The 24,500-nt window shown below is 67.6% G+C and carries 25 protein-coding genes; 12 read left to right on the top strand and 13 right to left on the bottom strand.

The genetic code is table 11. From position 1 onward, the window contains the following. Positions 1-22: 22 nt before the first annotated feature. The 3 genes from tuf to ACV7NL_RS13535 form a co-directional block, all read right to left on the bottom strand. Positions 23-1,213: an elongation factor Tu gene (gene tuf, locus ACV7NL_RS13545; RefSeq protein ID WP_056480538.1), complete on the bottom strand. Its 1,191-nt coding sequence runs from the start codon at positions 1,211-1,213 to the stop codon at positions 23-25. 144 nt (positions 1,214-1,357) lie between these two features. Then, positions 1,358-1,819: a tellurite resistance TerB family protein gene (locus ACV7NL_RS13540; protein ID WP_056183013.1), complete on the bottom strand. Its 462-nt coding sequence runs from the start codon at positions 1,817-1,819 to the stop codon at positions 1,358-1,360. Between the two features lie 119 nt (positions 1,820-1,938). Then, entirely contained in the window at positions 1,939-2,382 is a 444-nt protein-coding gene (locus ACV7NL_RS13535) for a DMT family transporter (protein WP_056182964.1), read from the bottom strand. 206 nt (positions 2,383-2,588) lie between these two features. Here ACV7NL_RS13535 and ACV7NL_RS13530 point away from each other — a divergent pair, with 206 nt between their 5' ends. Next, on the top strand, positions 2,589-3,209 hold the full coding sequence (locus ACV7NL_RS13530; protein ID WP_056182961.1) for a biliverdin-producing heme oxygenase: 621 nt from the start codon (positions 2,589-2,591) through the stop codon (positions 3,207-3,209). Positions 3,210-3,273: 64 nt separating this feature from the next. Here the strand turns inward: ACV7NL_RS13530 and ACV7NL_RS13525 are convergent, their stop codons facing one another. The 7 genes from ACV7NL_RS13525 to ACV7NL_RS13495 form a co-directional block, all read right to left on the bottom strand. After that, the gene (locus ACV7NL_RS13525) at positions 3,274-5,835 is read right to left on the bottom strand and encodes an HWE histidine kinase domain-containing protein (RefSeq protein WP_056182959.1); all 2,562 of its coding nucleotides are present in this window, start codon (positions 5,833-5,835) and stop codon (positions 3,274-3,276) included. A gap of 208 nt (positions 5,836-6,043) precedes the next feature. Beyond that, on the bottom strand, positions 6,044-6,325 hold the full coding sequence (locus tag ACV7NL_RS13520; RefSeq protein WP_463355942.1) for a hypothetical protein: 282 nt from the start codon (positions 6,323-6,325) through the stop codon (positions 6,044-6,046). Positions 6,326-6,347: 22 nt separating this feature from the next. Beyond that, the gene (locus ACV7NL_RS13515; RefSeq protein ID WP_463355941.1) at positions 6,348-8,417 is read right to left on the bottom strand and encodes an OmpA family protein; all 2,070 of its coding nucleotides are present in this window, start codon (positions 8,415-8,417) and stop codon (positions 6,348-6,350) included. Between the two features lie 92 nt (positions 8,418-8,509). Continuing rightward, complete coding sequence (locus ACV7NL_RS13510) at positions 8,510-10,333, bottom strand: ABC-F family ATP-binding cassette domain-containing protein (RefSeq protein WP_463355940.1); 1,824 nt, start codon at positions 10,331-10,333, stop codon at positions 8,510-8,512. A 56-nt stretch (positions 10,334-10,389) separates the two neighbouring features. Beyond that, positions 10,390-10,617: a hypothetical protein gene (locus ACV7NL_RS13505; protein WP_056480471.1), complete on the bottom strand. Its 228-nt coding sequence runs from the start codon at positions 10,615-10,617 to the stop codon at positions 10,390-10,392. Positions 10,618-10,718: 101 nt separating this feature from the next. Then, the gene (locus ACV7NL_RS13500; RefSeq protein ID WP_055951202.1) at positions 10,719-11,033 is read right to left on the bottom strand and encodes a polyhydroxyalkanoic acid system family protein; all 315 of its coding nucleotides are present in this window, start codon (positions 11,031-11,033) and stop codon (positions 10,719-10,721) included. Positions 11,034-11,158: 125 nt separating this feature from the next. Next, positions 11,159-11,509: a septal ring lytic transglycosylase RlpA family protein gene (locus ACV7NL_RS13495; RefSeq protein WP_443136742.1), complete on the bottom strand. Its 351-nt coding sequence runs from the start codon at positions 11,507-11,509 to the stop codon at positions 11,159-11,161. A gap of 608 nt (positions 11,510-12,117) precedes the next feature. On the opposite strand from ACV7NL_RS13495, the gene ACV7NL_RS13490 reads away from it, so the two are divergent. Next, positions 12,118-13,311: a site-specific DNA-methyltransferase gene (locus tag ACV7NL_RS13490; RefSeq protein WP_280138732.1), complete on the top strand. Its 1,194-nt coding sequence runs from the start codon at positions 12,118-12,120 to the stop codon at positions 13,309-13,311. A gap of 70 nt (positions 13,312-13,381) precedes the next feature. Here ACV7NL_RS13490 and mutY read toward each other — a convergent pair whose 3' ends face one another. After that, positions 13,382-14,728 (bottom strand): A/G-specific adenine glycosylase, encoded by a 1,347-nt coding sequence (mutY, locus tag ACV7NL_RS13485; RefSeq protein WP_463355939.1) that lies wholly within the window; start codon positions 14,726-14,728, stop codon positions 13,382-13,384. A gap of 191 nt (positions 14,729-14,919) precedes the next feature. On the opposite strand from mutY, the gene ACV7NL_RS13480 reads away from it, so the two are divergent. From ACV7NL_RS13480 to ACV7NL_RS13440, 9 genes are all read left to right on the top strand, one after another. Beyond that, a complete protein-coding gene (locus tag ACV7NL_RS13480) occupies positions 14,920-15,405 on the top strand; it encodes a DUF721 domain-containing protein (RefSeq protein WP_463355938.1) in 486 nt (161 codons plus the stop codon). Between the two features lie 138 nt (positions 15,406-15,543). After that, positions 15,544-16,197, top strand: coding sequence for a thioredoxin domain-containing protein (locus tag ACV7NL_RS13475; RefSeq protein WP_056182939.1), 654 nt, complete (start codon positions 15,544-15,546; stop codon positions 16,195-16,197). A 193-nt stretch (positions 16,198-16,390) separates the two neighbouring features. Continuing rightward, the gene (locus tag ACV7NL_RS13470; protein WP_056182936.1) at positions 16,391-16,765 is read left to right on the top strand and encodes an AtpZ/AtpI family protein; all 375 of its coding nucleotides are present in this window, start codon (positions 16,391-16,393) and stop codon (positions 16,763-16,765) included. Positions 16,766-16,886: 121 nt separating this feature from the next. Further along, positions 16,887-17,642 carry a F0F1 ATP synthase subunit A gene (locus tag ACV7NL_RS13465; RefSeq protein ID WP_056182933.1) on the top strand — a complete coding sequence of 252 codons (756 nt, stop codon included), beginning with the start codon at positions 16,887-16,889 and terminating at the stop codon, positions 17,640-17,642. Between the two features lie 93 nt (positions 17,643-17,735). Then, positions 17,736-17,963 (top strand): F0F1 ATP synthase subunit C, encoded by a 228-nt coding sequence (locus tag ACV7NL_RS13460; protein WP_018044493.1) that lies wholly within the window; start codon positions 17,736-17,738, stop codon positions 17,961-17,963. Positions 17,964-18,054: 91 nt separating this feature from the next. Beyond that, positions 18,055-18,618, top strand: coding sequence for a F0F1 ATP synthase subunit B family protein (locus tag ACV7NL_RS13455; protein WP_056182929.1), 564 nt, complete (start codon positions 18,055-18,057; stop codon positions 18,616-18,618). A 95-nt stretch (positions 18,619-18,713) separates the two neighbouring features. Then, positions 18,714-19,199, top strand: coding sequence for a F0F1 ATP synthase subunit B family protein (locus ACV7NL_RS13450; RefSeq protein WP_463357127.1), 486 nt, complete (start codon positions 18,714-18,716; stop codon positions 19,197-19,199). A 178-nt stretch (positions 19,200-19,377) separates the two neighbouring features. Then, a complete protein-coding gene (locus ACV7NL_RS13445; protein WP_463355937.1) occupies positions 19,378-20,304 on the top strand; it encodes an ABC transporter ATP-binding protein in 927 nt (308 codons plus the stop codon). Continuing rightward, positions 20,301-21,062: an ABC transporter permease gene (locus ACV7NL_RS13440; protein ID WP_247636052.1), complete on the top strand. Its 762-nt coding sequence runs from the start codon at positions 20,301-20,303 to the stop codon at positions 21,060-21,062. The genes ACV7NL_RS13445 and ACV7NL_RS13440 overlap by 4 nt, the downstream gene beginning before the upstream one ends. Before the next feature lie 17 nt (positions 21,063-21,079). Here ACV7NL_RS13440 and ACV7NL_RS13435 read toward each other — a convergent pair whose 3' ends face one another. Both ACV7NL_RS13435 and ACV7NL_RS13430 read right to left on the bottom strand, forming a co-directional pair. Continuing rightward, the gene (locus ACV7NL_RS13435) at positions 21,080-21,844 is read right to left on the bottom strand and encodes an alpha/beta fold hydrolase (protein ID WP_463357126.1); all 765 of its coding nucleotides are present in this window, start codon (positions 21,842-21,844) and stop codon (positions 21,080-21,082) included. 194 nt (positions 21,845-22,038) lie between these two features. Further along, positions 22,039-23,298, bottom strand: coding sequence for an outer membrane beta-barrel protein (locus ACV7NL_RS13430; RefSeq protein ID WP_056480452.1), 1,260 nt, complete (start codon positions 23,296-23,298; stop codon positions 22,039-22,041). A 347-nt stretch (positions 23,299-23,645) separates the two neighbouring features. Between ACV7NL_RS13430 and ACV7NL_RS13425 the strand changes: the two genes are divergently transcribed. After that, positions 23,646-24,476, top strand: coding sequence for an FkbM family methyltransferase (locus tag ACV7NL_RS13425; protein ID WP_056182910.1), 831 nt, complete (start codon positions 23,646-23,648; stop codon positions 24,474-24,476). Positions 24,477-24,500 lie beyond the last annotated feature (24 nt).

The raw sequence follows: 24,500 nt of genomic DNA, 5'->3' as shown, positions 1-24,500 counted from the left end.
GCTCGGGCCGACCGGATCAGGACTACTCGTTGATGGCGGCGACGACGCCGGCGCCGACGGTGCGTCCGCCTTCACGGATGGCGAAGCGCAGCTTCTCTTCCATGGCCACCGGCACGATCAGGGTGACGTCCATGGTCACGCTGTCGCCCGGCATCACCATCTCGGTGCCCTCGGGCAGCACGCACACGCCGGTCACGTCCGTGGTGCGGAAGTAGAATTGCGGGCGGTAGTTGGTGAAGAACGGCGTGTGACGGCCACCCTCTTCCTTGGTGAGGATGTAGGCCTCGGCCTTGAACTTGGTGTGGGGCTTGACCGAGCCGGGCTTGCACACGACCTGGCCGCGCTCCACGTCCTCGCGCTTGGTGCCGCGCAGCAGCACGCCGACGTTGTCGCCCGCCTGACCCTGGTCGAGCAGCTTGCGGAACATCTCGACGCCCGTGACCGTCGTGGTCTGGGTGTCGCGGATACCCACGATCTCCACCGTCTCGCCGACCTTGACGATGCCGCGCTCGACGCGACCCGTCACCACCGTGCCGCGACCCGAGATCGAGAACACGTCCTCGATCGGCATCAGGAACGGCTTGTCGATCGGACGCTCCGGCTGCGGGATGTAGGCATCCACCGACGCCATCAGCGCCAGCACCGCGTCGTGGCCGACGGCCTTGTCGCCGTTGTCCAGGGCAACCTTGGCCGAGCCCTTGGTGATCGGGATGTCGTCGCCGGGGAAGTCGTACTTGGAGAGGAGCTCGCGCACCTCCATCTCGACGAGCTCGAGGAGCTCGGCGTCGTCGACGAGGTCGACCTTGTTGAGGAACACCACCAGGGCCGGCACGCCGACCTGACGGGCGAGCAGGATGTGCTCGCGGGTCTGCGGCATCGGGCCGTCGGCCGCCGACACCACCAGGATCGCGCCGTCCATCTGCGCCGCACCCGTGATCATGTTCTTCACGTAGTCGGCGTGGCCCGGGCAATCGACGTGGGCGTAGTGACGGTTGGCCGTCTCGTACTCCACGTGCGCCGTCGAGATCGTGATTCCGCGCGCCTTCTCCTCGGGAGCCTTGTCGATCTGGTCGTAGGCCGTAAACGTCGCACCGCCCGACTCCGCCAGGACCTTCGTGATCGCCGCCGTCAGAGACGTCTTGCCGTGATCAACGTGACCGATCGTGCCGATGTTGCAGTGCGGCTTCGTACGCGCGAATTTCTCTTTGGCCATCGTCTCTTTCCTGCGGCAAGCTCACACGAGCGGTCGCCCGGGCTGTCGCTCGACGCGATGTCGAGCCGGGCGAAAGACGGTGGCTCGCTTAGAGGCTTGCCGTCCTTTGATCAAGGGCTTTGCCGAATTCGGGCCGGCCGCCCTCTACGGAACCGGGCGCCGTACCGGCGATGCGGCGAGGAGCGCGGCCTTGTCGAGACCGAGTGCCGCGGCGATCTCGTCCAGGGCCCGCGCCTCCACGTCGACGATTCCATCGAGGTCGGCCACATCCGCTGCGATGAGGAAGGTCGCCTCGCGGTCCTCCTGCCCCCGGCCCTCAATGGCGGCGACGAGGCGCAGGTTTTCGGCTCGGCCGGCCCGCGTCCTGGCCCGGGCGATCCCGTCATAAAGTTCGCTTTCCAGCATCAGCCGGTCGTAGCCCTTCTCGAGGATCGGGTTGGCCTGCATGCCCGCCAACGCCATGTCGAACTCCTCGCTCGCGACTTCCCCGTCGGCCACGATCACGTTGGCGGCGGCCGAGACCATGGCCTGCATCAACGCCTTGTCACCCGCATAGGCCGTCACGGTCTGGCTGAACCGGCTGACGAGATCCTGGAAAATGGTCATGGCAGCCTTGGCAACGGTCGGGTCGGTGAGAATGGGGGCGTCGACGTAGCGGAGAGGCTTTGCCGGTCCGGCGCCGGATGACAAGCGGGGCGAACGATTTCGGGTCCTGTGCGACGGGGTCAAAACATCGCCACCAGGGCGATCCCGGCGATCATCAGCAGGCCTCCGAGGAGGCGCCAGACGGTCACGCCGTGCTGCTCGAACCCGATCCAGCCGAAATGATCGAGGAGCATCGACGTCACGACTCCGGCCGTCACCAGGAGACCGAAATAGGGCGCGGCCCCGATGGTCTGGGCTACGAAGAGCTGGGACAGGATCAGGAGCGCCCCCAGGGTGCCGCCGAGCCAGGCCCAGGGCGGCACGGACCGGATCTCGTCGACGGTCGGCAGGGCGAAGCGGCCAAGCATCAGGCCGACCACCAGCAGGGTCCCGGCGCCGACCAGCGAAACAACGATGGCCGCCGCGAAGGGCTGCCCCAGGGATTTCGACAGGGTCGCGTTGGTTCCCGACTGGACCGCGTTGGCGATGCCGGCCACGAGGGCGAAGCCATAGAGGAGCCACATGGGGAATCCTGGAGAATCCTGGGCGGGAAAATGGGCGGGAAAATGGGCGAGGAAACGGACGATGAAGTGCGTGGTGAACGGGCGTGGATGTCACCGTGATCCTGTGATCGATCCTTGGCGGCGGCGTCGGATCGTCTAAGACCGTCGGGACCATCCGGCGCAGCGGGCCCGATGGCGAAGAATCGGGCTACCTGGGGGATCTGGGCATGGACGAGGGACAGGTGCCGTTCGCGGTGCATGCGATGCCGGAGCCGGGGGAGCGACGTGTGGCCGAGCCACGCGATCTCCGCTTCGTGCTTCGTGACGCGACGGACGCGGCCCATCGTCGCCTCGATGCGGGGTTTGCCGCTCACGACCTGACGCGCCGTGCGGATTACGTCGCCTTCCTGTCGGCGATGTCCGGTCCCTTCTGGCAGATCGAGGGATGGCTCGACGGGATCGAGGCCGCGTTCCTGCCGACCGACTGGCCCGTGCGCCGCCGCTTTCGCGAGCTTCGCGCCGACCTGGAAGGTCTGGGGCTTGCATTCGATCCCGCCGCAGGCGCCGAATCCGGAGCCGAGAGGCCGTCTGAGGCCGAGGCGCCGGGTCTGCTCTACGTTCTGGAGGGATCGCGCCTCGGCGGTCAGGTCCTGCTGCGACAAGTCGTGACCAGCATCGATCCGCAGGTTCGGGCGAATGCCCGCTTCCTGAGCCATGGCGAGGGCCAGCGCCTGTGGCCGAGCTTCGCCGCCTGGTTGGGAGCCCGCCCCGCGGAAGGGCACGAGGCCGCTATTCGGGGCGCGCATCGCGCCTTCGCGCTGTTCGCAGCGGCGCAATCTACGGGATAGACCATCGCTCTGCCGGCTCTGCGCCGCGGCGGCCGACGCATCGGCGATGCTGGGCCGCAAGATGTCACTGCCTTCCGGGAAGAGACGCCAGGGCCCGGCGCAGGGTGTCGGCCGTATAGGGCTTCTTGATCATCATCACGGCGCCGAGTTCGGGCGGGATGCGGAAGCTCTCGCCGTAGCCCGTGGCGAAGACGAACGGAATTCCGGAGGCCAGCAGGCGACGCGCGACCGGTAGGCTCGTCTCCGATCCGAGATTGACGTCCAGAAGCGCAAAGCTGGGGCGCGCCGCCTCGATCTGCCGCAGAGCCTCGTGGACGGAGCCTGCCATGTCGACGGCCGATGCCCCGAGAGAGGCCAGGATCTCCTCAGCCTCGAGGGCGATGATCATGTTGTCCTCGACCACCAGAACCGTGCCCGACAGGGTGATGGGATCGAGGTCCAGCATGGATTCGCGACCCGGCGCCGCCTGGGGCTGTGCAATCGGGGCCGGGCGCACATAGCGCGCCGGCACTGCGAAGCGCCCGCGCAGACCGGTCAACGCGTAGCTGATCTCCGCCTCGCCCTTCAGCTCGTACGGGATCGAGCGCTCGATCAGCGTCGTGCCGAAGCCGCGTCGGCTCGGCGGTTTCACCGGCGGGCCGCCGCTCTCGCACCAATGGATGACGAGGCAGTCCGACGGATCGCGCTCCCACGTCACGTCCACCTGCCCGGCGGCCTCCGACAGGGCGCCGTACTTCGCCGAATTGGTCATCAGTTCGTGGATGACCAGAGCGAGGGTGGAGAACGCCTGAGGTTCGAGGAGGACGTCGGTTCCCTCCAGGCGAACCCGGACCGCCTGCTGGTTGAGGTAGGCTTCGGCCTCGAGGGTGATCAGGTCGCGCAGCGAGCCCGGTCCCCAGTTCGTGGTGGTGATCTGGTCGTGTGCACGCGCGAGAGCCTGGATGCGCTCCCCGATCACGCTGGAAAACTCCTCGACGCTGGTCGCCCGCGATCGGCTCTGGGCGACGATGCCGCGGATGAGGTTCAGGATGTTGCGGACCCGATGGTTAAGTTCCGCGATCAGCAGCTCCTGGCGCTCTTGCGCGGTCTTGCGCTCCTTCTCGGCCGAATCGGTGAGCCGCAGGATGACTTCGAGGAGCGTGATCCGCAGCGCCTCGGCGATGCGCAGGTCCGCCGCGCTCCAGGGCGCGGACTGGCCGCGCACGACTTCGGTCCAGGCCTCGAAGCTCTTGCGGGGGGTGAGACGCAGGCCGTTCGGGCCGAGCGATGCGGGCTTTTCCGGATTGCCGGCCCAGGTCACCGTCCGGGCGATCTCGGTCCGGAAGAACACCAGGAAGTCGCGCGGCGCTCGCGAGATCGGAATCGCCAGGAGACCGGCCGCCCGTTCGGTGTAGTCGGCAGCCGGCGGATGGACCGCACCGATTTCTTGCGTCGCGAAGGCCCGGCTGGTGGCGGTCCGGTTGAGGAAGCGGACCAGGCCGGTGAATTCCTCCGCCGTCGGGGTCGCACCCCGCAGGGTGATCTGCCCGTTCACCCACACTCCGATGCCGTCGCAGGTGACGATGCCGGCAATGTCGTCGAGGAAGTCGGTGATATTCTCCAGGCTGGTGCCGCCGGAGGCGAGGGCGCCCATGAGGCGATCGTGCAGGGCACGGGAACTTCCCTCGTAAGCCGCCTCCGCCTCGCGCTCCCGACTCTCGAGAATCAGCGAGAACATCTGGCCGAACAGCTCGGCGCCGGTCCGGCGCTCCAGGGAGATGTGGCGCGGTTCGGTATGGTGGCAGGCGAACAGGCCCCAGAGCTTGCCGCCCCGCAGGATCGACACCGACAGGGAGGCCGCCACCCCCATGTTGCGCAGGTATTCGAGGTGGATCGGCGACACCGTCCGCAGCGTGCTCATCGACAGGTCGAGCGGGCGCCCATGCGGGTCGCGCTGCGGCAGCACGGCGACCGGCTCGGCATCGACATCGGCGATGATGCGCAGCCAGTTGCGCTCGTAGAGGGCGCGCGCCTGCTTCGGGATGTCGGAGGCCGGGTAATGCAGCCCGAGATAAGGATCCAGGCTGGACCGTGCGGATTCGGCGATGACCACGCCCGAGCCATCGGGATCGAAGCGGTAGACCATCACCCGGTCGAAGCCGGTCAGCGCGCGCATCTGGCGCGCGGCCTCGCGGCAGAAGGGATCGAAGCCGATGGTCTGCTGCAGCCGCCCGACCATGCTGCGGACGAGGTTGCCCGCGTTGAGATGCTCGCTGACGCTCGGCTCCATCTCCATGACGATGGCCCCATCGGAGAGGTGCAGGGCGATGTCGTAGGGTGTGCCGCCCGGTCGCAGGGGGGTGCCGAAGATCCGGTCGATGGCGTCGGGTCCGCGCAGGGCCTGCAGATGGCCGCGGATCAGGTGGATCGTCTCCCCGTCGATGAGGTCGGACAGGGGAAGTCCGAGGAGATCCGGCTCCAACAGACCGAGACGGACGGCCGCGTTCTCCGACGCGCGAACCACGATCCAGTCCGACGAGACGGCGATCAGGAAACCGAAGGGCTGAACCGCACCCAGGATGTGGATCGGCTCACGGTCGCAGGATGACAGATCCAGGGGCTGGGTTCGTTCTGCGTGATCCGTCATCAGGTCTGGTGTTCTGGGGGCCGCTGGTACCGGAGGGTGGCGCGCCCCGGGAACAACGACAGAACACCGGGAAAGTCCCGTCGATTGTCGGGGACCGGACGCAAATCCTTCGCAAATGTGACGGTCAGGCAACGCTTGCGCCGAAAAGAGCAACGCATGTCCCGAAGGGAAAAGGATTCGTCCAGCGGGAAAGACCGGGTTCGGCCGGTCATGGCCGTTCGCCGCTGCCGTGGAGAACGGCCGCGACCAAAGTCGCGCCGATCAGGTAGGCCGCAAGCGCAAGCGCCGTGCTCTCGACCCAGAATCCGGCACGGCCCGGAACTAGGCCGAAGACCGCGATGCCGGCGGCGGCTGCGACGACCGCGACCAGAACCACCGCGATCCCGCGGGCCATCGGCGTTCGGGGAAGTCCCGTCAGCCAACCGACGGCGGCTCCAAGAAGGGCGCTGGCGACCAGCACGGGCCACAGCAACGTCATCAGAAGGGGCACGGATTCTGCCTCGCGTCGCGCGTCATGACCGGTTCGCGATTCCCACGCCCTCGGCGGCGGGCCGTACTATCCCGCCCGCTGCGATCGCCACCTGGTCCTGTCGCAAGCCGGCCTGAAGCAGGTAGTCGACGATCGCCAGGGCCCGCTGCTGGGCGAGGTCCGGCCCCGGTTCCGCCGTTGCCGCCGGCTTCGCGTCGGTCTGACCCGGTGCGCGTTTGGCCGAGTCGGTTTTCGGCGCGGTCTTTGGTGCCGTCTTCGGGGCGGTCTTGGCGAGGGACTTGTCCTTCGAGTCCTGCTTGTCCGAGCCCTTGTCACCCGGCCTCTTGACGGTCTCCGGCTTTTCCAAACGCGTGGCTTCCAGGGACGCGGTGCTCTCCACCGCCGATTCGACAGCGGGCTTGTCGACTGCAGTCTTGTCGACCGCAGTCTTGTCGAGGGTGGAATTGGCGACAGCAGTCTTGGCCGATGCCGCGGGGTCGCTCGGATCGCCATGGCCGGTGATGAGGAGCCGTAGGGTCGGGCAAGTCTTCGCCAACGCGGCGATCGCATCGAGACGTGGATAGAAGGCCGGTTTCAGCGTGGCGCTTCCCGGCGAGAACACAGGGCCCGGGCCGGCCGCGCCGGCGTCGAACGCGGTCACGCAGGCCTCGGGGGTCCGGACCGCTGTCGTCCCGGGGGAGGTCAGCGTGGTCTCGGCATTCCAGCCCTGCGGCATCGCCGCCGACAGATCGACCGCGATGCGGCGGGCACCCTGCGGGTAAAGGCTCTCGCCCGTCAGGGTCACGGAGCGGTCGGCGATGCGGGCCTCGCCCTTGGCCAGGAGCGTGAAGGAGCCCGCGGCGACCTGAAGCGCGCGGGCGAGTTCGGCCGGCGCCCCCTGCCCCAGGCGGGTCCTGTCGATCAGGCGTTCGCGAAACAGCCGCGCCCGCAAGGTGCCGAGCAGCGCCTCCCGGGTTGCGGTATCCGGAAGGTGCCCGGTCAGGGTGACGCTGTCTCCATCCCGCCGCATCGCTACCCGATAGGGCGAGAGCGGACGTGTGGTCAGGGCCACGTCGCCGCGCGCGAGGCCGGCGGGCAATCCGGTGCGCAGCAGGGTGTCGATCTCGGGGATCGCCTGCGCGTCCAGGGCGACTCCGCTGAGCGAGACGCGCGCCTCGGCCACGGTAACGCTGCCCTCCTGCATCAGGCCAGCGAGCTGCAGCGTCACGCGCGCCATCGCGGCCGCATCGATCTCCGGCGGGAGTCCGCGCGCGTTGCGCATCCGGTCCGTGACTTGGCCGTTCTCCGCTGCGGCCGCCGCTTCGCCGCGAATCTCGGCGCGCACCGCGTCCGACACCACGTAGCCGGACAGGTCCAGTCCGCCTTCGGCGGTGCGCGTCACGACGAAGCGGAAGTTGGGAATCATAGCCGGCAGAATCGCGATCCGGCCGAGGCTGTAGCCCGTCGGCAGGTCGGTGAGGGCTGCTCTCACGACCTCGTCGTCCGACACCGACGCCGCCTCTCCGAGGATGGAAAGGCGCATGTCCTCCAGCATGACCCGGCTGCCGGGCGTGAGGGCACGCAGGCGGGCCAGGGCGTAGGCGGCGGCGGCGGTGAAGTCCGGCGGGCCCCCGAGGGCGGCATGGGCCTGGTCGCGCAGGGGTGTTCCCGGCTCCAGCGCCGGGGCGAGTTGCTCGGCCAAGGCTCCAACCCCGATCTCGGCCGGGCGCGATCCCGTCAGGTCGACCCCGTCCCGGCTTCGCGTCGCGATCCAGACGAAGGGCGAGGCCAGCGCCACCAATCCGACCGGCCCAACCAGACGCCGAACGCCGGGGAGGGCGGCGAGGCGCCGGTGCGCGGTGTCGCGGGTCGCGGCATCGGGCGCCTCACCGTTGAGGATGAGGTCGCGCCCGGCGACCGCGACGCGCAACCACGGCTCCGCACCGGGTTCGGCCGTCGCCCGCGCGATCGCATCGGCCTCCGCGCCGAGGCGATCCTCGACGCGCGGCGTGATCCAGGCGGCGGAGACGCCCAGGATCGCTGCGAGCCCGGGCAGACCGACGGCCCAGCCGAGGCGACGGCATCGGTCGCGAAATGGAGAGGCGGCGGACACGTCGAACCTCGGTGGCAGGCGGCGCATGGAAGCGGGCGCACGTCGATGGTATTCCACAAGCGCATCGCGGCATCATGAAGGCCGATGGCCGCTCATGCGTCGCGCAGCATCTCCAGTTCGAGCCATCGGTCCTCGGCTTTCGCGAGTTCGGTCTCGGCAACCCTGAGGAGGTCCGAAGCCTTGGCGAAGCGTGCCGGGTCGCGGGCATAGAGGCCCGAATCGGCCAGAACCTCGCGCAGCTTGCCGATATCCGCCTCGAGCTTCTTCATCCGGTCCGGCAGGGTCTTCAACTCGTGCTGGTCCTTGAAGCCGAGCTTCGACTTGCCGGCCGACGTCCCAATCTCCGGGGTCTTCGCACGGTCTCGCGCATCCCCGCGCGACTCAGCCTTTCCGGCGCGCTGCGCGACGGCGCGGGCCTGCACGCCCTCCCCGCGCTGGGCGATCATGTCGGTGTAGCCGCCGGCATATTCGACCCAGGCCCCCTCCCCCTCGCTGACGAGAACGCTCCCGACGACGCGGTCGAGAAAGTCTCGGTCGTGGCTCACCAAGATCAGCGTGCCGGAATAATCCGCCAGCATCTCCTGCAGGAGGTCGAGGGTCTCCAGGTCGAGGTCGTTGGTGGGCTCGTCGAGGACGAGGAGGTTGGCGGGCTGGGCGAGCGCGCGGGCGATGAGCAGGCGGTTGCGCTCGCCGCCCGAAAGCACGCTCACCGGAGTGCGTGCCTGCTCCGGGGCGAACAGGAAGTCCTTGAGGTAGCCGATGACGTGGCGGCTGACGCCGCCGACGATCACCGAATCGCCACTACCGCCGGTCAGGACCTCGGTGACCGTCATGCTCGGCTCCAGCACGGCGCGAGCTTGGTCAAGGAGCATCATCTTGAGGTTGGTGCCGAGCGCCACCGTGCCCGAATCCGGCGGTACCTGCCCGGTGAGCAGGTTGATCAGGGTGGTCTTTCCGGCCCCGTTGGCGCCCACGATGCCGAGGCGGTCGCCGCGCATCACCCGCAGCGACAGATCGTCGACGATCCGGCGTTCTCCGTAGGCCTTGGCCGCGTGCTTGGCCTCGATCACCAGGGCACCGGAGCTCTCGGCCTCGGTCGAGGTCATGGTGGCGGTGCCCACGGGGCGCCGGTCGTCGCGACGCTCCTTGCGCAGCGCATGCAGGTTGCCGAGCCGGCGCACGTTGCGCTTGCGCCGCGCGGTGACGCCGTAGCGCAGCCAGTGCTCCTCGTCGGCGATCTTGCGCTCGAGCTTGTGGCGGTCGCGCTCCTCCTCCTCGAAGAAGGCGTCGCGCCAGGCCTCGAAGGTGGAGAAGCCCTGCTCGATACGCCGGGTCACACCGCGGTCGAGCCAGATCGTGGTCTTCGACAGGGCTGAGAGGAACCGCCGGTCGTGGCTGATCAGCACCAGGGCGCCACGCACGCTCTTGAGTTCGGATTCGAGCCACTCGATGGCCGGCAGGTCGAGGTGGTTGGTGGGCTCGTCGAGGAGCAGGATGTCGGGCTCGGGGGCCAGGGCCTGGGCCAAGGCGACGCGGCGTCCTTCGCCGCCCGACAGGCTGCGCGGGTTCTCCGCGCCGGTGAGGCCCAGGCTCTCCAGCAGGTAGCGGGCGCGATAGGCGTCGTCGTCGTGGTTGAGCCCGGATTCGACGAAATCGAGGGTCGTCTCGAAGCCCGAGAAGTCCGGCTCCTGAGCCAGGTACCGGATGGTGGTGCCTGGCTGAATGAAGCGTTTGCCCTTGTCGGGCTCGACGAGCCCGGCGGCGATCTTCATCAGGGTCGACTTGCCCGAGCCGTTGCGCCCGACGAGGCAGGTGCGTTCGCCGGGCGAGATCGCGAGTTCGGCGCGCTCGATCAGCGGCGTGCCGCCGAAGGTGAGCGCGACGTCTTGGAGGGTGAGGAGCGGAGGAGCAGCCATGAGGCCGGCTTATGGCAGCGACAGCGCCTCCGAACAAACCCGCAATCCGGGCCGGCTCACATCGTCGGGTTGGCGGGACCTGTCGGCATCGGGTCCGGGGCGATGGCGGGGCCGATATCCGGATCGTTGACCGGGATCTCGGTGGGCGTCACGTCCGGGGCCTCGGTCGGAGTCGTGCCCGGCACGTCGGTGCCGGGGGTGTCGGGGCCGGGTGCCGGCGTCTGGGGGGCCTCGTAGGGCGTCTCAGGCACCGGGGCTTCCGGGATCGGGCCGGGGTTCGACATCGCTTAGCGCCTCTCAGAGCCTCAGGAACGGACCGGTGGAACAGTCCGCCCCGGAGGGAGGTTCCGAGCGGCGGCGGCCCGACTTCACTTCCCGCTCGCCGTCACTTCTTGGTCAGGAGCAGATTGCCCTCGCTGCCGAGCTTCTTCTGGATCTGCTGTGCGAACAGGGCCAGCAGCAGGGGCAGCCGGACCTCGACCCGCACGGTCTCGGGGCGGACATCCACCTGCCCGTCGACCTTCTGGCCCAGGGCCGCCATGGCGAAGTCGAGCCGGTCGTTGGTCCAGGCCATCTTTTCCACGGCGACACCCGCCTTGGCGAACAGCCCGTCCGCCTGGGTGATGCCATCCGCGATGCGCCGGCGGGCCTCGGCCAGGCCGAGTTCATGAGGGATTTCGACGATCAGCGGCTTTGCCATGGGGTTCTGAGCTCTCGGTTCTGCCGGCGAGATGGGGCCGGCCGGTCCATCTCACAACGCCGACCGGCCCGATAAGCTCAGTTCCCCACGAGCTCAGGTCATCACGAGCTCAGTTCACCACGTGCTCAGTTCACCACGCTCAAGGCGACATAGGTCGTGCCGCCCATCCCGAGCGCACGGGCCGAGCCCCGGGCAAGATCGATGATTCGACCGCGCACGAAGGGGCCGCGATCGTTGATGCGCACCACCACGGAGCGGCCATTGCGCTTGTTCTCCACCCGGACTCGGGTGCCGAACGGCAGGCTGCGGTGGGCGGCCGTCATCCCGTTCGGATTGAAGCGCTCGCCGTTCGCCGTCCGGTGCCCGCTCGCATACCAAGACGCGGCGCCGCTCTGGGCGCTGGCTGGTTGAACGGCGGCGAGTGTCACGACGGTCCCGATGATGGCAGCGGCCCCACGAACAGGCTTGATAGTCATCCGCATTCCCTTTGTTGTTTCGGATGGCCGGCAAAATGAAGCGGAACGGGGCCAAAATGAGACCGGCGAAATGTGGCCTCAGGTGCCTTGTTTGAGGCTATAACGATTTCTTAATCTCCAGTTGTGTGCGGCGATATTGTCGAATAACCGCGCGGATTCCAATGATGCGGAGGCCTTGCTGTCGCATAGATCACGCCGGTGAAAATGGGCTGTGACGGGCCCTCCGGTACAACGTTGGGCTGCGACAGAACGAAACTACCGATGCGCTGAGCGAAACCCTGTCCTGCAGGCGAACGTAGCGGGCGGACGGAGAGAATTTTTCTCCCGATCAAGCGAGAGGTGAATCCGCCGGCCCGAGCGGGTCTTGAAACGGGCCGAGATCAGGTGTGGCGTCAAGCGAGCCGTTGCCTGAGGTTGACGTGCGATGACATTGGATCTGCAAAGCCGATATTTGCAGTGACCGCCGGAATAGCCTGCTTCTGCGCGGAACGACCAACCCGGCAAAAATTGCAGCCCCAAATCGAGACGTCTTGTCGGGATGCCGGCAACCCGGCCTTTACGTTAACGGGGCCAAGGTCTGCCGGTCAGTCGCGTAACCGGTGTTTGCCATGGCTTCCCTGCGTACCGCGGTCGCCGACACCGCCGCCCGGAAAAGTGTCTCGCGTGCCGGGCGGCTCGTGTCAGCGCCGCGGATGGGTCTCGTACCCCCCGCTCAGCGTCTTCCCCTCGACGAGATTCTCGTCGGCGATTGCATCGCGGCCATGAACGCCCTTCCGGCGTCCAGCGTCGACTGCGTCTTTGCCGACCCGCCCTACAATCTCCAGCTCGGAGAGGGCTCGCTGCTGCGTCCCGACCAAAGCCGCGTCGACGCCGTCGACGACGACTGGGACAAGTTCTCGACCTTCGCCGCCTACGATGCCTTCACCCATGCGTGGCTCGCCGCCGCGCGCCGGGTGATGAAGCCGAACGCCACCCTGTGGGTCATCGGCTCCTATCACAACATCTTCCGGGTCGGCGCCACGCTGCAGGACCTCGGCTTCTGGATTCTCAACGACATCGTCTGGCGCAAGGCCAACCCGATGCCAAACTTCCGAGGCAAGCGCTTCACCAATGCGCACGAGACCCTGATCTGGGCCTCCCGCTCGGCGGACTCGAAGGGCTACACCTTTCACTACGAGGCGCTGAAGGGCGGCAACGACGACGTCCAGATGCGCTCGGACTGGTTCATCCCGCTCTGCACCGGCGACGAACGCCTGAAGGGCGCCGACGGTCAGAAGGTTCACCCGACCCAGAAGCCGGAGGCGCTGCTCGCCCGCACCCTCCTGTCGGCGACCAACCCCGGCGACGTGGTGCTCGATCCGTTCTTCGGCACCGGCACCACCGGCGCCGTCGCCAAGCGTCTCGGCCGCCGCTTCATCGGCATCGAGCGTGAGACGGCCTATGCGCAAGCCGCCCGCGCCCGCATCGATGCCGTCGAGCCGCTGTCGCAGGCGGCCCTTCTGGTGGCGCCGAGCAAGCGCGCCGAGCCGCGCGTGGCCTTCCTCAGCGTCATCGAGGCGGGGCATATCCGTCCCGGCGAAACCCTTACCGACGCGCGCGGCCGCCACAGCGCAATCGTGCGCCCTGACGGAACCCTGATGGCCGGGCCGGCCACGGGCTCGATCCACAAGATCGGCGCCCTGGTGCAAGGCTTCCCCGCCTGCAACGGCTGGGATTTCTGGCACGCCACCCGCGACGGCAAGCCGGTGCTCATCGACGTGTTCCGGGCCAAGATGCGCATCGCCATGGGTTCGGCGGCCTGAGCCGCGCTCGCGTTTGTCAGCGATCGGTGGAAACCGGTTATCCCGATGAGACAAGCGAAAACGAAAAACTCTAACGCGTCCGGGGTCGTCCGCGCTTGCGCGGACCGACCGGGGGTGCCGCGTCGGCCGGTGCCTCGAACCCACCCATCTCGTCGTCGATGTCCCGCGGCGGCGCCGGTGCCGGGCGTGGGGTCGGCTTCGGCACGGGACGGAAGCGCGGCTGAGGCGCTATCGATTCCGGCTCGGGGTCGGCGAAGAGCGGTGTGTCCGGCACGCTCCGCATCGCCTTCGGCCGACCGGGCTTGGCGGCCTTCTCCGGCTCGGGCTTCGGGTCGAAGGCGTGCGCCAGCACCTTCTTCATCACGCCCGGCAAGGGCTCGTCGTCGAGGTCGCGGCGCGGCGTGAAGCGCATGCCGGCGGGCGCCGCCGTGCTGAGTGCGACCTTCGCGCAGAACACCGTCAGCTCCAGGGGGAAATGCGTGAAGCCGTGCCGCACCAGCCCCGGCAGGCGCTTCCAGCGGGCATCCAGCGGCGCGTCGAGGAGGGCCTGGGCCGGGTCGTAATCCGGCTCCCACGGGCTCATGGGCGGCTCGGCCATGGCCCCCAGCAGGCCCTCGGGGGGACGGGTGCGCAGCAGGATCGCCTCGTCGCCGCTGCGGATCGCCACGAAGGCTGCGCCCCGTCGCAGCGTGCCCTTCACCGCCTTCACCTTGCGGGGGAAGGTCTCCTGCAGGCCGAGGGTGCGGGCGCGGCACGGCGCCATCCAGGGGCAGAGGGCGCAAGCCGGACGCTTCGGCGTGCAGATGGTGGCACCGAGATCCATCACGGCCTGGGCAAAGTCGCCGGGGCGGTCCGATGGCACCAGAGCCTGCGTGACGAGACGGATTTCGGGGCGGGCCGCGGGCAGCGTCGTCTCGATGGCGAAGAGCCGCGTCATCACCCGCTCGACATTCCCGTCTACCGCCGCTTCCGGCCGGTCGAAGGCGATCGCCGCCACGGCGCCCGCCGTATAGGCGCCGATGCCGGGAAGCTTGCGCAGGGCCGCCGCCGTATCGGGGAACCGGCCGGCGGCCGCTACCGCCTTGGCGCAGGCGTGCAGGTTGCGGGCGCGGGAATAATAGCCGAGCCCGGCCCAGGCCGACATCACGCTCTCTTCCGGCGCCTCCGCCAAGGCTTCCACTGTGGGAAACCGCCCCAGGAACTTCTGAAAATACGGCTTCACCGCCGCGATCGTGGTCTGCTGCAGCATCACCTCCGACAGCCAGACCCGGTAAGGGTCGGGTGTCTCACCCGGCAGCGCCCGCCACGGCAGGACCCGACGATGCCGGTCGTACCAGGTCAGAAGGTCCGCGGCCTCGGGGGCGAGAGGTGTTGTGTGGGACACGGGCACCGGCGCGTGGTGGGGATGCCCGTCCATAGCCGTCCGGCCGGACGCTTCAAAGCGCGCATTCGGCGAAGCGGCTTCGAGTGGTGCGGCTTCGAGCGGTGCGCCTTCGAGCGAAGCCGCTCGGAGGAATGCGGCTTCGGCCTGCCGGAACCGCATGCTAACCATTGCACGCGATACCGGAGCCTCGGACCCGTCGCGAACCGACCCACGGAACCCTGCGCATGGCGCGTGTCAAACCCCTTGCCGAGTTGCTGGAGGGCTGCATCGGCCCGGCCTTCGCGGCGCAAGGGTTCGCCTCCACCGATATTCTGGCCGCCTGGCCCGAGATCGTCGGGGAGCGGCTGGCGCGCTACTGCCAGCCCTCCAAGCTCGAATGGCCGCGCCGGCGTCGGCGCGAGGAGGAGGGTCGTCCCGATCCCGGCACCCTCGTGGTCCGGGTGGAGGGCGTGTTCGCCCTCGAATTGCAGCATCTCGCGCCGGTGGTGATCCAGCGCATCAACGCGCATTACGGCTGGGCCTGCATCGGCAAGATCGTGATGCGCCAGGGCCGGGTGGACCGGATCGGCCGCCGGCCACCGCCCCCGGTGATCGACCCCGTTCGCCGCGGCGAAGTGGCGTTCGCCGTGCAGGTGATCGAGCACGATGCCCTGCGCGATGCGCTCGATCGCCTCGGGACCGCGATCATCGCGACCACCCACAAGCGCTAGTCGACGCATCCGGCTTCGCGCGCGTTGGCGCGTGCTCCTGCGCGCAAGTTGGCGCATGCTGCCTTGTCAGGACGCTTGCGGGATTCTACCGCATCGCTGACGAACAGATTTGGTCCGCGACCGGAGCCCGCCCCGAGCATGATCACCCGACGCGACGCCCTGAAAGCCACCGGCCTTGCCGTCGGCGCGGCGATCCTCCTGCCCCGGTTCACCCTCCCGGCCGTGGCCGAGGATGCAAACCTCTCGACCCTGATGGAGCCCGGCCCGCTCGGGGACGTCTGGCTCGGACCGAAGGACGCCAAGGTGACGATCATCGAATATGCCTCGATGACCTGCTCGCATTGCGCCGCCTTCCACAAGAACACCTGGCCGGCCCTGAAAGAGCGCTACATCGACACCGGCAAGGTGCGCTTCACGCTCCGGGAATTTCCCCTCGACCCTCTGGCGACGGCGGCCTTCATGCTGGCGCGCTGCGACGGGGATGCGAAATACTATCCCATCACGGACCTGCTGTTCGACCAGCAGGCGGGCTGGGCCTACGTCCAGAAGCCGCAATCGCCCGTCGATGCCCTGGAGCAGATGCTGCGCCAGGCGGGCTTCTCGAAGGAGAAGTTCGAGGCCTGCCTAAAGGATCAGAAGATCTACGGAGCCGTCAACGCGGTGAAGCAGAAGGGCATGGACACCTTCAAGGTCGATTCGACGCCGACCTTCTTCATCAATGGCGAGCGCTTCAAGGGCGAGATGACCATCGACGGAATGGAAAAGGTGATCAAGCCGCTCCTGGGCGCCTGATCGCCCACCGGCCCCCGGCTTTTGCGAACGCCCGGGGGCGGATCGGTAAAACACGAATTTCTCGTGTGTTGCCAGGATCTTACGCTGTGTCGAGGGTGCCTTGACACCCAAGGTAGGCGAAACTATGGTGCGCCCCGCCTGACGGAGGCGTTCCGACCGGTTCCCAACCCTCTCGCCAATGTGAGTTTTCGCCGTGAGCGGCAACGAAACAGGGGACGAAGGCGGGGACGGACGGAAGAAAGCACTGGACGCCGACCTCTCCCAGAGGCTCAAACGTCTTGAGACGCAGATTGAGCGGAAGCGGCCCAGTGCCCCTCCCGGTCATTCCACGCGTCCCGGTCCTGCGACCGGGCCTTCTCCTCTCGGCCAAGCGATGCGGCTCTCGACCGAGTTCATCGCGGGCGTCCTGGCCGGGGGCATTCTCGGGTGGATGTTCGATCATTTCCTCGGGACGAAACCCTGGGGGCTGATCGTCCTGCTGATGCTGGGCTTCGCGACCGGCGTCTACAACGTCATGCGTGCCGCGGGATCGCTCTCGAAGGCGCCGACGACGGAACGGGACCCTTGAGCGGTCCCGAGGGGGAACGCCGCACGTGCGGCCGGACCAGGGTTTTTCAGAATGCCGCTTCGGCGGCACCGGTGGTGGCGGGTCGTCTGGCTCGCCAAGATTCAGAAGGGCGGGAGCGGCAATGGCCGTAAAGATGGATCCGATCCACCAGTTCGAGCTCAAGCCGCTGGTCTCCTTCGGTCATATCGGTAACCAGGAGATCGCGTTCACGCAGTCCGCGCTCTACATGTTCGCCGCCGTCGGGATCATCGCGCTGATCACCGTGGTGGCCACATCCCGCCGCTCGGTGGTGCCGGGCCGCATGCAGTCGATGGCCGAGATCTTCTACGAGTTCATCGGCTCGACCCTGCGCCAATCCGCAGGCCACGGTTCCGAGCGGTTCATGCCGCTGATCTTCTCGCTCTTCATGTTCGTGCTCGTGCTGAACATGCTCGGCATGATCCCCTACGCCTTCGCGGTGACCAGCCACATCATCGTGACCTTCGCGCTGGCGCTGCTCGTGATCGGCACCGTCATCGTGTACGGCTTCATGGCCCACGGCACGAAATTCCTGAAGGTCTTCGTGCCCTCCGGCGTGCCCGGCTGGCTGCTGCCGATGATCGTCGCCATCGAGATCGTGTCGTTCATCTCGCGCCCGATCAGCCTCGCGGTTCGTCTCTTCGCCAACGTGCTCGCGGGCCACATCGCGCTGAAGATCTTCGCGGGCTTCGTCCCGGCCCTGCTCGCCGCTGGTGCCTGGGGTGCGATTTCGCCGCTGCCGCTGGCGCTCAGCGTCGCCGTCACAGCCCTTGAATTCCTCGTCGCCGGTCTGCAGGCCTACGTCTTCGCGACGCTCGCCTCGATCTATCTCAGCGACGCGCTGCATCCCGGCCACTAAGGCGCCGGGACGCCATCCCCTTCCGTCCCCGGTTCGCGATCGCGGCCGGATTTCTCTCCACGCAACGACGATACGGACACCAGGAGCAATTTGATGGATCCCTTAGCTGCCAAGTACATCGGTGCCGGCCTCGCCTGTCTCGGTATGGCGGGCGCCGCCATCGGCCTCGGCAACCTCTTCGGCCAGTTCTACGCCGGCGCGCTCCGCAACCCCTCGGCCGCCGACGGCCAGCGCGGCAACCTGCTCCTCGGCTTCGCGCTCACGGAAGCGCTCGGCATCTTCTCGCTGCTCGTCGCGCTGCTGCTCCTGTTCGCCGTCTAGTCGAAGCGAACCGATATCGGACCGGACGCGGCGTCCCCGAGGGGATGCGATACGCGTCCGGTCCTGACCAACTCATTTTCCGAAGGACGTCATGGCTCAGCCGGCGCACCCAACCGCAACACAGGATGGTTTCATGGCGACTCCGCCTGCAGAGCATGGCGGCGGCTTTCCGCCCTTCGAGAGCCATACCTTCGCATCGCAGCTGATCTGGCTCGCCCTGGCCTTCGGGCTGCTCTATTACCTGATGGACAAGATCGCCCTGCCGCGCATCCAGGCGATCCTGCATGATCGCGCGGTGCGCCTGTCGGGTGACCTCGACGAAGCCCAGCGCCTGAAGGCCGAGGCGGACACCGCCGGAGCCGCATACGAGAAATCCTTGAGCGACGCGCAGGCCAAGGCGCAGGCCATCGCCCTCGAGACCCGCACCGCCCTCACGCAGGAAGCCGAGACCAAGCGCAAGGCGCTCGAGGCCGAGCTCAATGCCCGCATCGCCGCCTCCGAGGCGACGCTGCGGACCCGGACCACCGAGGCCATGGGCAATGTCCGCGGAATCGCCGGGGAGACGGCTTCGGCCATCGTCGAGCGCCTCACCGGCCGCAGCCCCGACGAGGCCTCCCTCGCCAGGGCCCTCGACAGCGTCGCGTTCCCGCACTGAGGCGGACCGCTAAACCAAACCTCACCGGCCGAGCCTGAGGGTCCTCCGACCCGGGCTCACCCGCCGGACGCCACCACGTTGGGACGACGAGCATGTTGTTGGAAGCCGAGTTCTGGGTCGCAGTCGCCTTCGTGCTGTTCATGGCCCTGGTCTGGAAGGTCGGCGGCTTCAACCAGGTCACCAAGGGCCTCGACGGCCGCGCCAAGCGCGTCCGGCACGAACTCGACGAGGCTCGTCGGCTTCGTGAAGAGGCTGCCGGCGTGCTCGCCGATTACAAGAAGCGCCGCTCGGAGGCCGAGCGCGAGGCCGATGCGATCGTGGCGTCCGCCCGCGAGGAGGCCCAGCGCATCGCCGAGGAGGGCCATGCCCGCCTGAACGACTTCATCGCCCGCCGGACGAAGTCGGCCGAGACCAAGATCGCCCAGGCTGAGGTTCAGGCTACCGCCCAGGTCCGTGCCGCCGCCGCCGACGCGGCCGTGAAGGTCTCCGAGGTGATCCTGCGCGAGCGCATGCAGGGCGAAGCCGCCGAAGGTCTGGTCCGCCAGAGCCTCGGCGAGGTCCGGAACCGCCTCCAGGCCTGAGGTCGCATCCCCGATGCCGGGTCTTTCCCGCACCGGGCATCGGCACACCGATCCTCTGCGACATCGCAGAAGCCGCCGCGAGGCGGCTTTTTCGTTTTCCGGGCGCCTGCCCGTCGGCGGCATGCTATAGCGCCGGCCCGATCGTGCCGGCGCTATAGCATGCCGCAGCGGAGTCCCGATGCAGCCGATCATCTCGATCCAAAACCTGTCGAAGGTTTACGCCTCCGGCCTGAAGGCCCTCGACGGCATCAGCCTCGACATTGCCGAGGGCGAGATCTTCGCGCTTCTCGGCCCCAACGGCGCCGGCAAGACCACGCTGATCAGCACCGTCTGCGGCATCGTCACCGCCAGCGAGGGGCGCATCCTGGCGGCTGGGCACGACATTGCCCGGGATTACCGCAAGGCGCGCCGCCTCATCGGCCTCGTGCCGCAGGAACTCACCACCGACGCCTTCGAGACGGTGTGGGCCACCACGAGCTTCAGTCGCGGCCTCTACGGCCTCAAGCCCGATCCGGCCCATATCGAGCGGGTGCTGCGGGACCTCTCCCTGTGGGAGAAGCGCGACGCGCGGATCATGACCCTGTCCGGTGGGATGAAGCGGCGCGTTCTCATCGCCAAGGCGCTGAGCCACGAGCCGCGCATCCTCTTTCTCGACGAGCCGACGGCGGGCGTCGACGTGGAATTGCGGCGGGACATGTGGCGGCTCGTCCGGTCCCTGCGCGATACGGGCGTCACTATCATCCTCACCACGCATTACATCGACGAGGCCGAAGAGATGGCCGACCGCATCGGCGTGATCCGCAAGGGACAGATCATCCTGGTCGAGGAGAAGGCGGAGCTGATGCGCAAGCTCGGCAAGAAGCAGATGACCCTGAACCTGCAGGAACCGCTCACCGCGCTTCCCGACTCCCTGGCCCGCCACGATCTCACCCTCAAGCCGGGCGGCCAGGACCTCGTCTACACCTACGACACCAAGGGCGAGCGCACCGGCATCACGGCGTTGCTGGCGGACCTGGCCCAGGCCGGCATCCGATTCCGCGATCTCCAGACCAGCCAGTCGTCGCTGGAGGAAATCTTCGTCGACCTCGTGAAGGAGCGCGCATGAACTGGTATGCGGTCCGTGCCATCTACGGCTTCGAGATGGCCCGCTTCTGGCGCACGGCGCTGCAGAGCATCGTCGCCCCGGTCATCGCCACCTCGCTCTACTTCGTGGTGTTCGGGGCGGCCATCGGCTCACGCGTCGCCTCGGTCGACGGCGTCGCCTACGGGGCGTTCATCGTGCCCGGGCTGATGATGCTGTCGCTGCTCACGCAGAGCATCGCCAACGCCTCCTTCGGCATCTACTTCCCGCGCTTCGCCGGCACGATCTACGAAATCCTGTCGGCGCCTGTGTCACCGCTGGAAATCGTCTTGGGCTATGTCGGCGCAGCGGCCTCGAAGTCGATTCTGATCGGCCTGATCATTCTTGCCACCGCCACCCTGTTCGTGCCCCTGCGCATCGAGCATCCGTTCGTGATGGTGCTGTTCCTGCTCCTGACGGCGGTGACCTTCAGCCTGTTCGGCTTTCTGATCGGCCTCTGGGCCGACGGCTTCGAGAAGCTGCAGTTGGTGCCACTCCTCATCGTCACCCCGCTGACCTTCCTGGGCGGCAGCTTCTACGCCATCGAGATGCTGCCGCCGTTCTGGCGGGCGGTGAGCCTCGCCAATCCGGTGGTCTACCTGATCAGCGGCTTCCGCTGGTCGTTCTTCGGCACCTCGGATGTCGGCGTCGGCGTCAGCTTCGCCATGGCGCTGGTCTTCCTGGCCCTGTGCCTTGCGGGCGTGACCTGGATCTTCCGGACCGGCTATCGTCTCAAGAGCTGAGGTCCGGCGGCACCCGGTCAGGGCCGCTGCTTGAGAAAATCGAGGACGCCGGCCCGATGGCCCCGGTCACCCACCGCCGTACTGTGATCGCGGTTCTGTAGTTCGAGCGCGGTGGCGTTCGGCAGGAGAGCGACCAGAGCCGGGCCGGAACCCGAGACCGTGTCGAGGGTGCCGGTGGTGACCAGGGTCGGCGTCCGGATCTCCGCGACCTCGGCCCGCGACAGGGCTTGGCGCGAGCCGCGCATACAGGCGGCCAGGGCGCGCAGGTCGCTCTTCGTCTGCTCGGCGAAGGTTCGAAAGGCGGCGGCGGTCGGGTTCGGGGCCGGCGCACCGGGCTCTGCCTCCAGGGCTTCGGCGATGCCGTCCGGAAGCCCCCTGCCCTCGACCAGGTGGAGGCCGAGACCGCCCAGCAACAGCGAGCGCACCCGCTCCGGCGCGTCGAGGGCGAGGAAGGCGGCGATGCGCGCGCCCATCGAGTAGCCCATCACGTCGGCCCGGGCGACGCCGAGATGGTCGAGAAGGCGGCGCGCGTCCTGGGCCATGAGGTCGGCCCCGTAGAGATCCGGGTCGTAGAGCTTCTGGCTCTCGCCATGGCCGCGGTTGTCGAACGCGATGGTGCGGTAGCCGGCCTGGGTCAGCGTCCGTACCCACAGGGTATTGACCCAGTTCACCGCATGATTCGAGGCGAAGCCGTGGATCAGCAGCACCGGATCGCCGGTGCCGCCCTCGGCCGGCACGTCGATATACGCGATCGCGACACCGTCGGAATCGAAGCTCTGCATGGGCTCGGGCCTTATCGGTCGGGGCATGGTGCCTGCCTCCTTGGACCGTGCGGCGCCCCGACGAAAGCCCCGCGATGCTGCTCGCCGGAAAATCTCAACGGCAGATGTCTCTGCCGGACCGCCTCGTTCAAACAGAAAGCGGCGGCAGGTTTCCCCTGCCGCCGCTTTTCGTCAGACCGATCGGATTGCGAGGATCAGAAAGTGATGCCGGTCTCGAGCATGTAGCGCTCCTGCGAGGTCTTCAGGCCGCTGCGGCCGAAGCCGAGGCCGGGGGTGATGTCGTAGAGCTGGACCGTCGAGAACTCACCGCGGACGAAGTAGCGGTCGAAGGTGAAGGTCGGGGTGACGGTGAAGGAGAAGGCCGAGCTGCCGGCACCGTAGAGGACCGACGTCTGCCCAAACGGGTTTCCACGGTTGCCGCTCTGGCTGATGTACTCGACGCGGCCGGCCAGGGCGAAGTTGTCGGTGAAGGCGTAGCTGGCGAGAAGTGCGCCGCCGATCGTCTCGGCACCGGCGAGGCCGAGCACCACGCTGCTCTCGACGTTGGTGTATTGGACGTAGGGCGTCACGATCCACGGACCGTCGGCATAGGTGTAGTTGGCGCTGATGATGCTGCTGTTCTGCAGAGCCGCCGGGGTGGCGTACTGGTAGCGCAGGCCGCGGCGGCCGAACGGGTTGACGAAGTCGAAGTTGGTGTAGGTGGAGAAGTGGGTGCCGCCGTTGATGCCGACCGTGTTGGCGGCGTCGATCTTGTAGGTGATCGCACCCGTGACCCAGTTGATCTCACCCGAATAGAAGCCGTCCGTGGCAGCGAACGATGCCGCCCACGGACCGTCCGAGTAGTTCACCTGCACGCCCTGGTTGATCACGTTCTCCTGGTTGAAGAGGAGGCCGCGCGAGATGTTCAGGTTCTGGAAGGTGAACGGCAGCTCGGAGCCGATCAGGGTCGGCATGCGGCCGCCCTGGACCGACCAGTTGTCGTTGATCACGTACTTGCCGAACACGATCGGGGCGGGAGAGTACAGCAGATCGGTCTGATCGAAAGTGCCGTAGATCGGCAGGCCCAGACCCGGGATCGAGTAGGCGCCGAAGGCGGCATAGAACTGGAACGGCCCGTCAGCCTTCTGGATGAAGCCCATCAGGTTCGAGACGTCGACGCGGCCGGCGCGATCGCTCGGCAGAGGCGCGGGCGAGAACGTGTACTGGTTCGGCTGCGTATAGAAGTAACCGGTCACCGCGCCGCCGACATAGATGTCGCCGAAGCCGCCGATGGTCAGGCAGGCCGGGTTCGGGTTCTGCTTGATGATGCCGCCATAGGCCGGGAAGGTGATCTCAGCCTTGCAGGACGCCGGGATCGGAGCCGGAGCTACGGGCACTCTCAGATCGGCGGCGTAGGCACACACCGAGGAGAGAAGGATGGCCGTAAGAGCAAGGAGCGGTTGCTTGATGGTCATTGGGGAACTCTGGGGCGGGATCGGTGTTGCATTGAACGTCTCAAAGTACCTGCGTCGCGGCAAAGCTATCCTTTGTGCATCCGCCTACTTTTGAGGCAGATTAGACCTGTGCGCCGCGGTTTGGGTCGTGGTGTTGCCACAATGGAACAGGTCGCGACTGGCCTTAGCCCGTCGGATCGCTCGTCGGTTGAGATGAACCGGTTCAGTCTCGCAGCGATGAGCCTCGAACATGCCTCGTGTCCGCAGCATCGTTACGACCTCCTAGGGCGCTGCCGCAGGTGCCGTTCGCCGCGCCGCAGGTCTCATCCGCTTGCCGCCGTGCTCCCGCGCTGGCATCAGCAGGCGCGATGAAAGACTCCCAGCCCTTCGGTACCTACGCTCCCACCGGCCTTGTCGCGGGCATTGCCCGGCAGACGGGCCGGCTTTCCTATGGCAGCTGGGCGGGTCGGCGCCTCGCCCTGTTCCTCCGCCGCGTGGCGATCGGCCTGCTCCGCGGGGCGCCTCTCGATGTCGAGCGCTATGGCGCCCGCATGCGGCTCTACCCCTACAACAACAACTGCGAGAAGAAGGTGCTCTTCACGCCGCAATTCTTCGATCCGGAGGAGCGGGATTGTCTGCGTGCGAAGCTGCAGCCGGGCTGCACCTTCCTGGATATCGGGGCGAATATCGGCGCCTATGCGCTGTTCGTGGCCGCCTTCGCGGGGCCGCGCGCCCGCATCCTCGCCGTCGAGCCCCAGCCCGACGTATTCGACCGCCTGACCTACAACATCGGTCAGAACCCGTTCGGAACGGTCAAGGCCGTGGCCTGCGCCGTCGCCGACAAGGCCGGCGAGTTGACCCTGTTCGTGGATCCGCGCAACCGAGGCGAATCGAGCCTGAAGATCGTCGGCACCAACGAGGGCGCTCAGATCCGCGTCCCGGCTCTGCCCCTGCTGGACCTCGCCCGCGGCGAGGGCATCGAGCGCATCGATGCCATGAAGCTCGACGTCGAGGGGGCTGAGGATCTGATCCTCGAGCCGTTCCTGCGCGCCGCCCCGGCCTCGCTCCATCCTGGACTGCTCATCGTCGAGAACGGCATCGACCAGTGGCAGATCGACCTGCCCGCCCTACTGGAACAGCACGGCTACCGCCGGATCGCCCAGACCCGCCTGAACCTCATCTTCGAGCGCACGCCCTGACGGGAGGGCCTTTCGCCCGGATGC

This window comes from Methylobacterium sp. Ger2507 (genome assembly GCF_055231875.1).
Note: the sequence above shows the minus strand (reverse complement) of the source record. Positions and strands in the feature narration are given on the sequence as shown.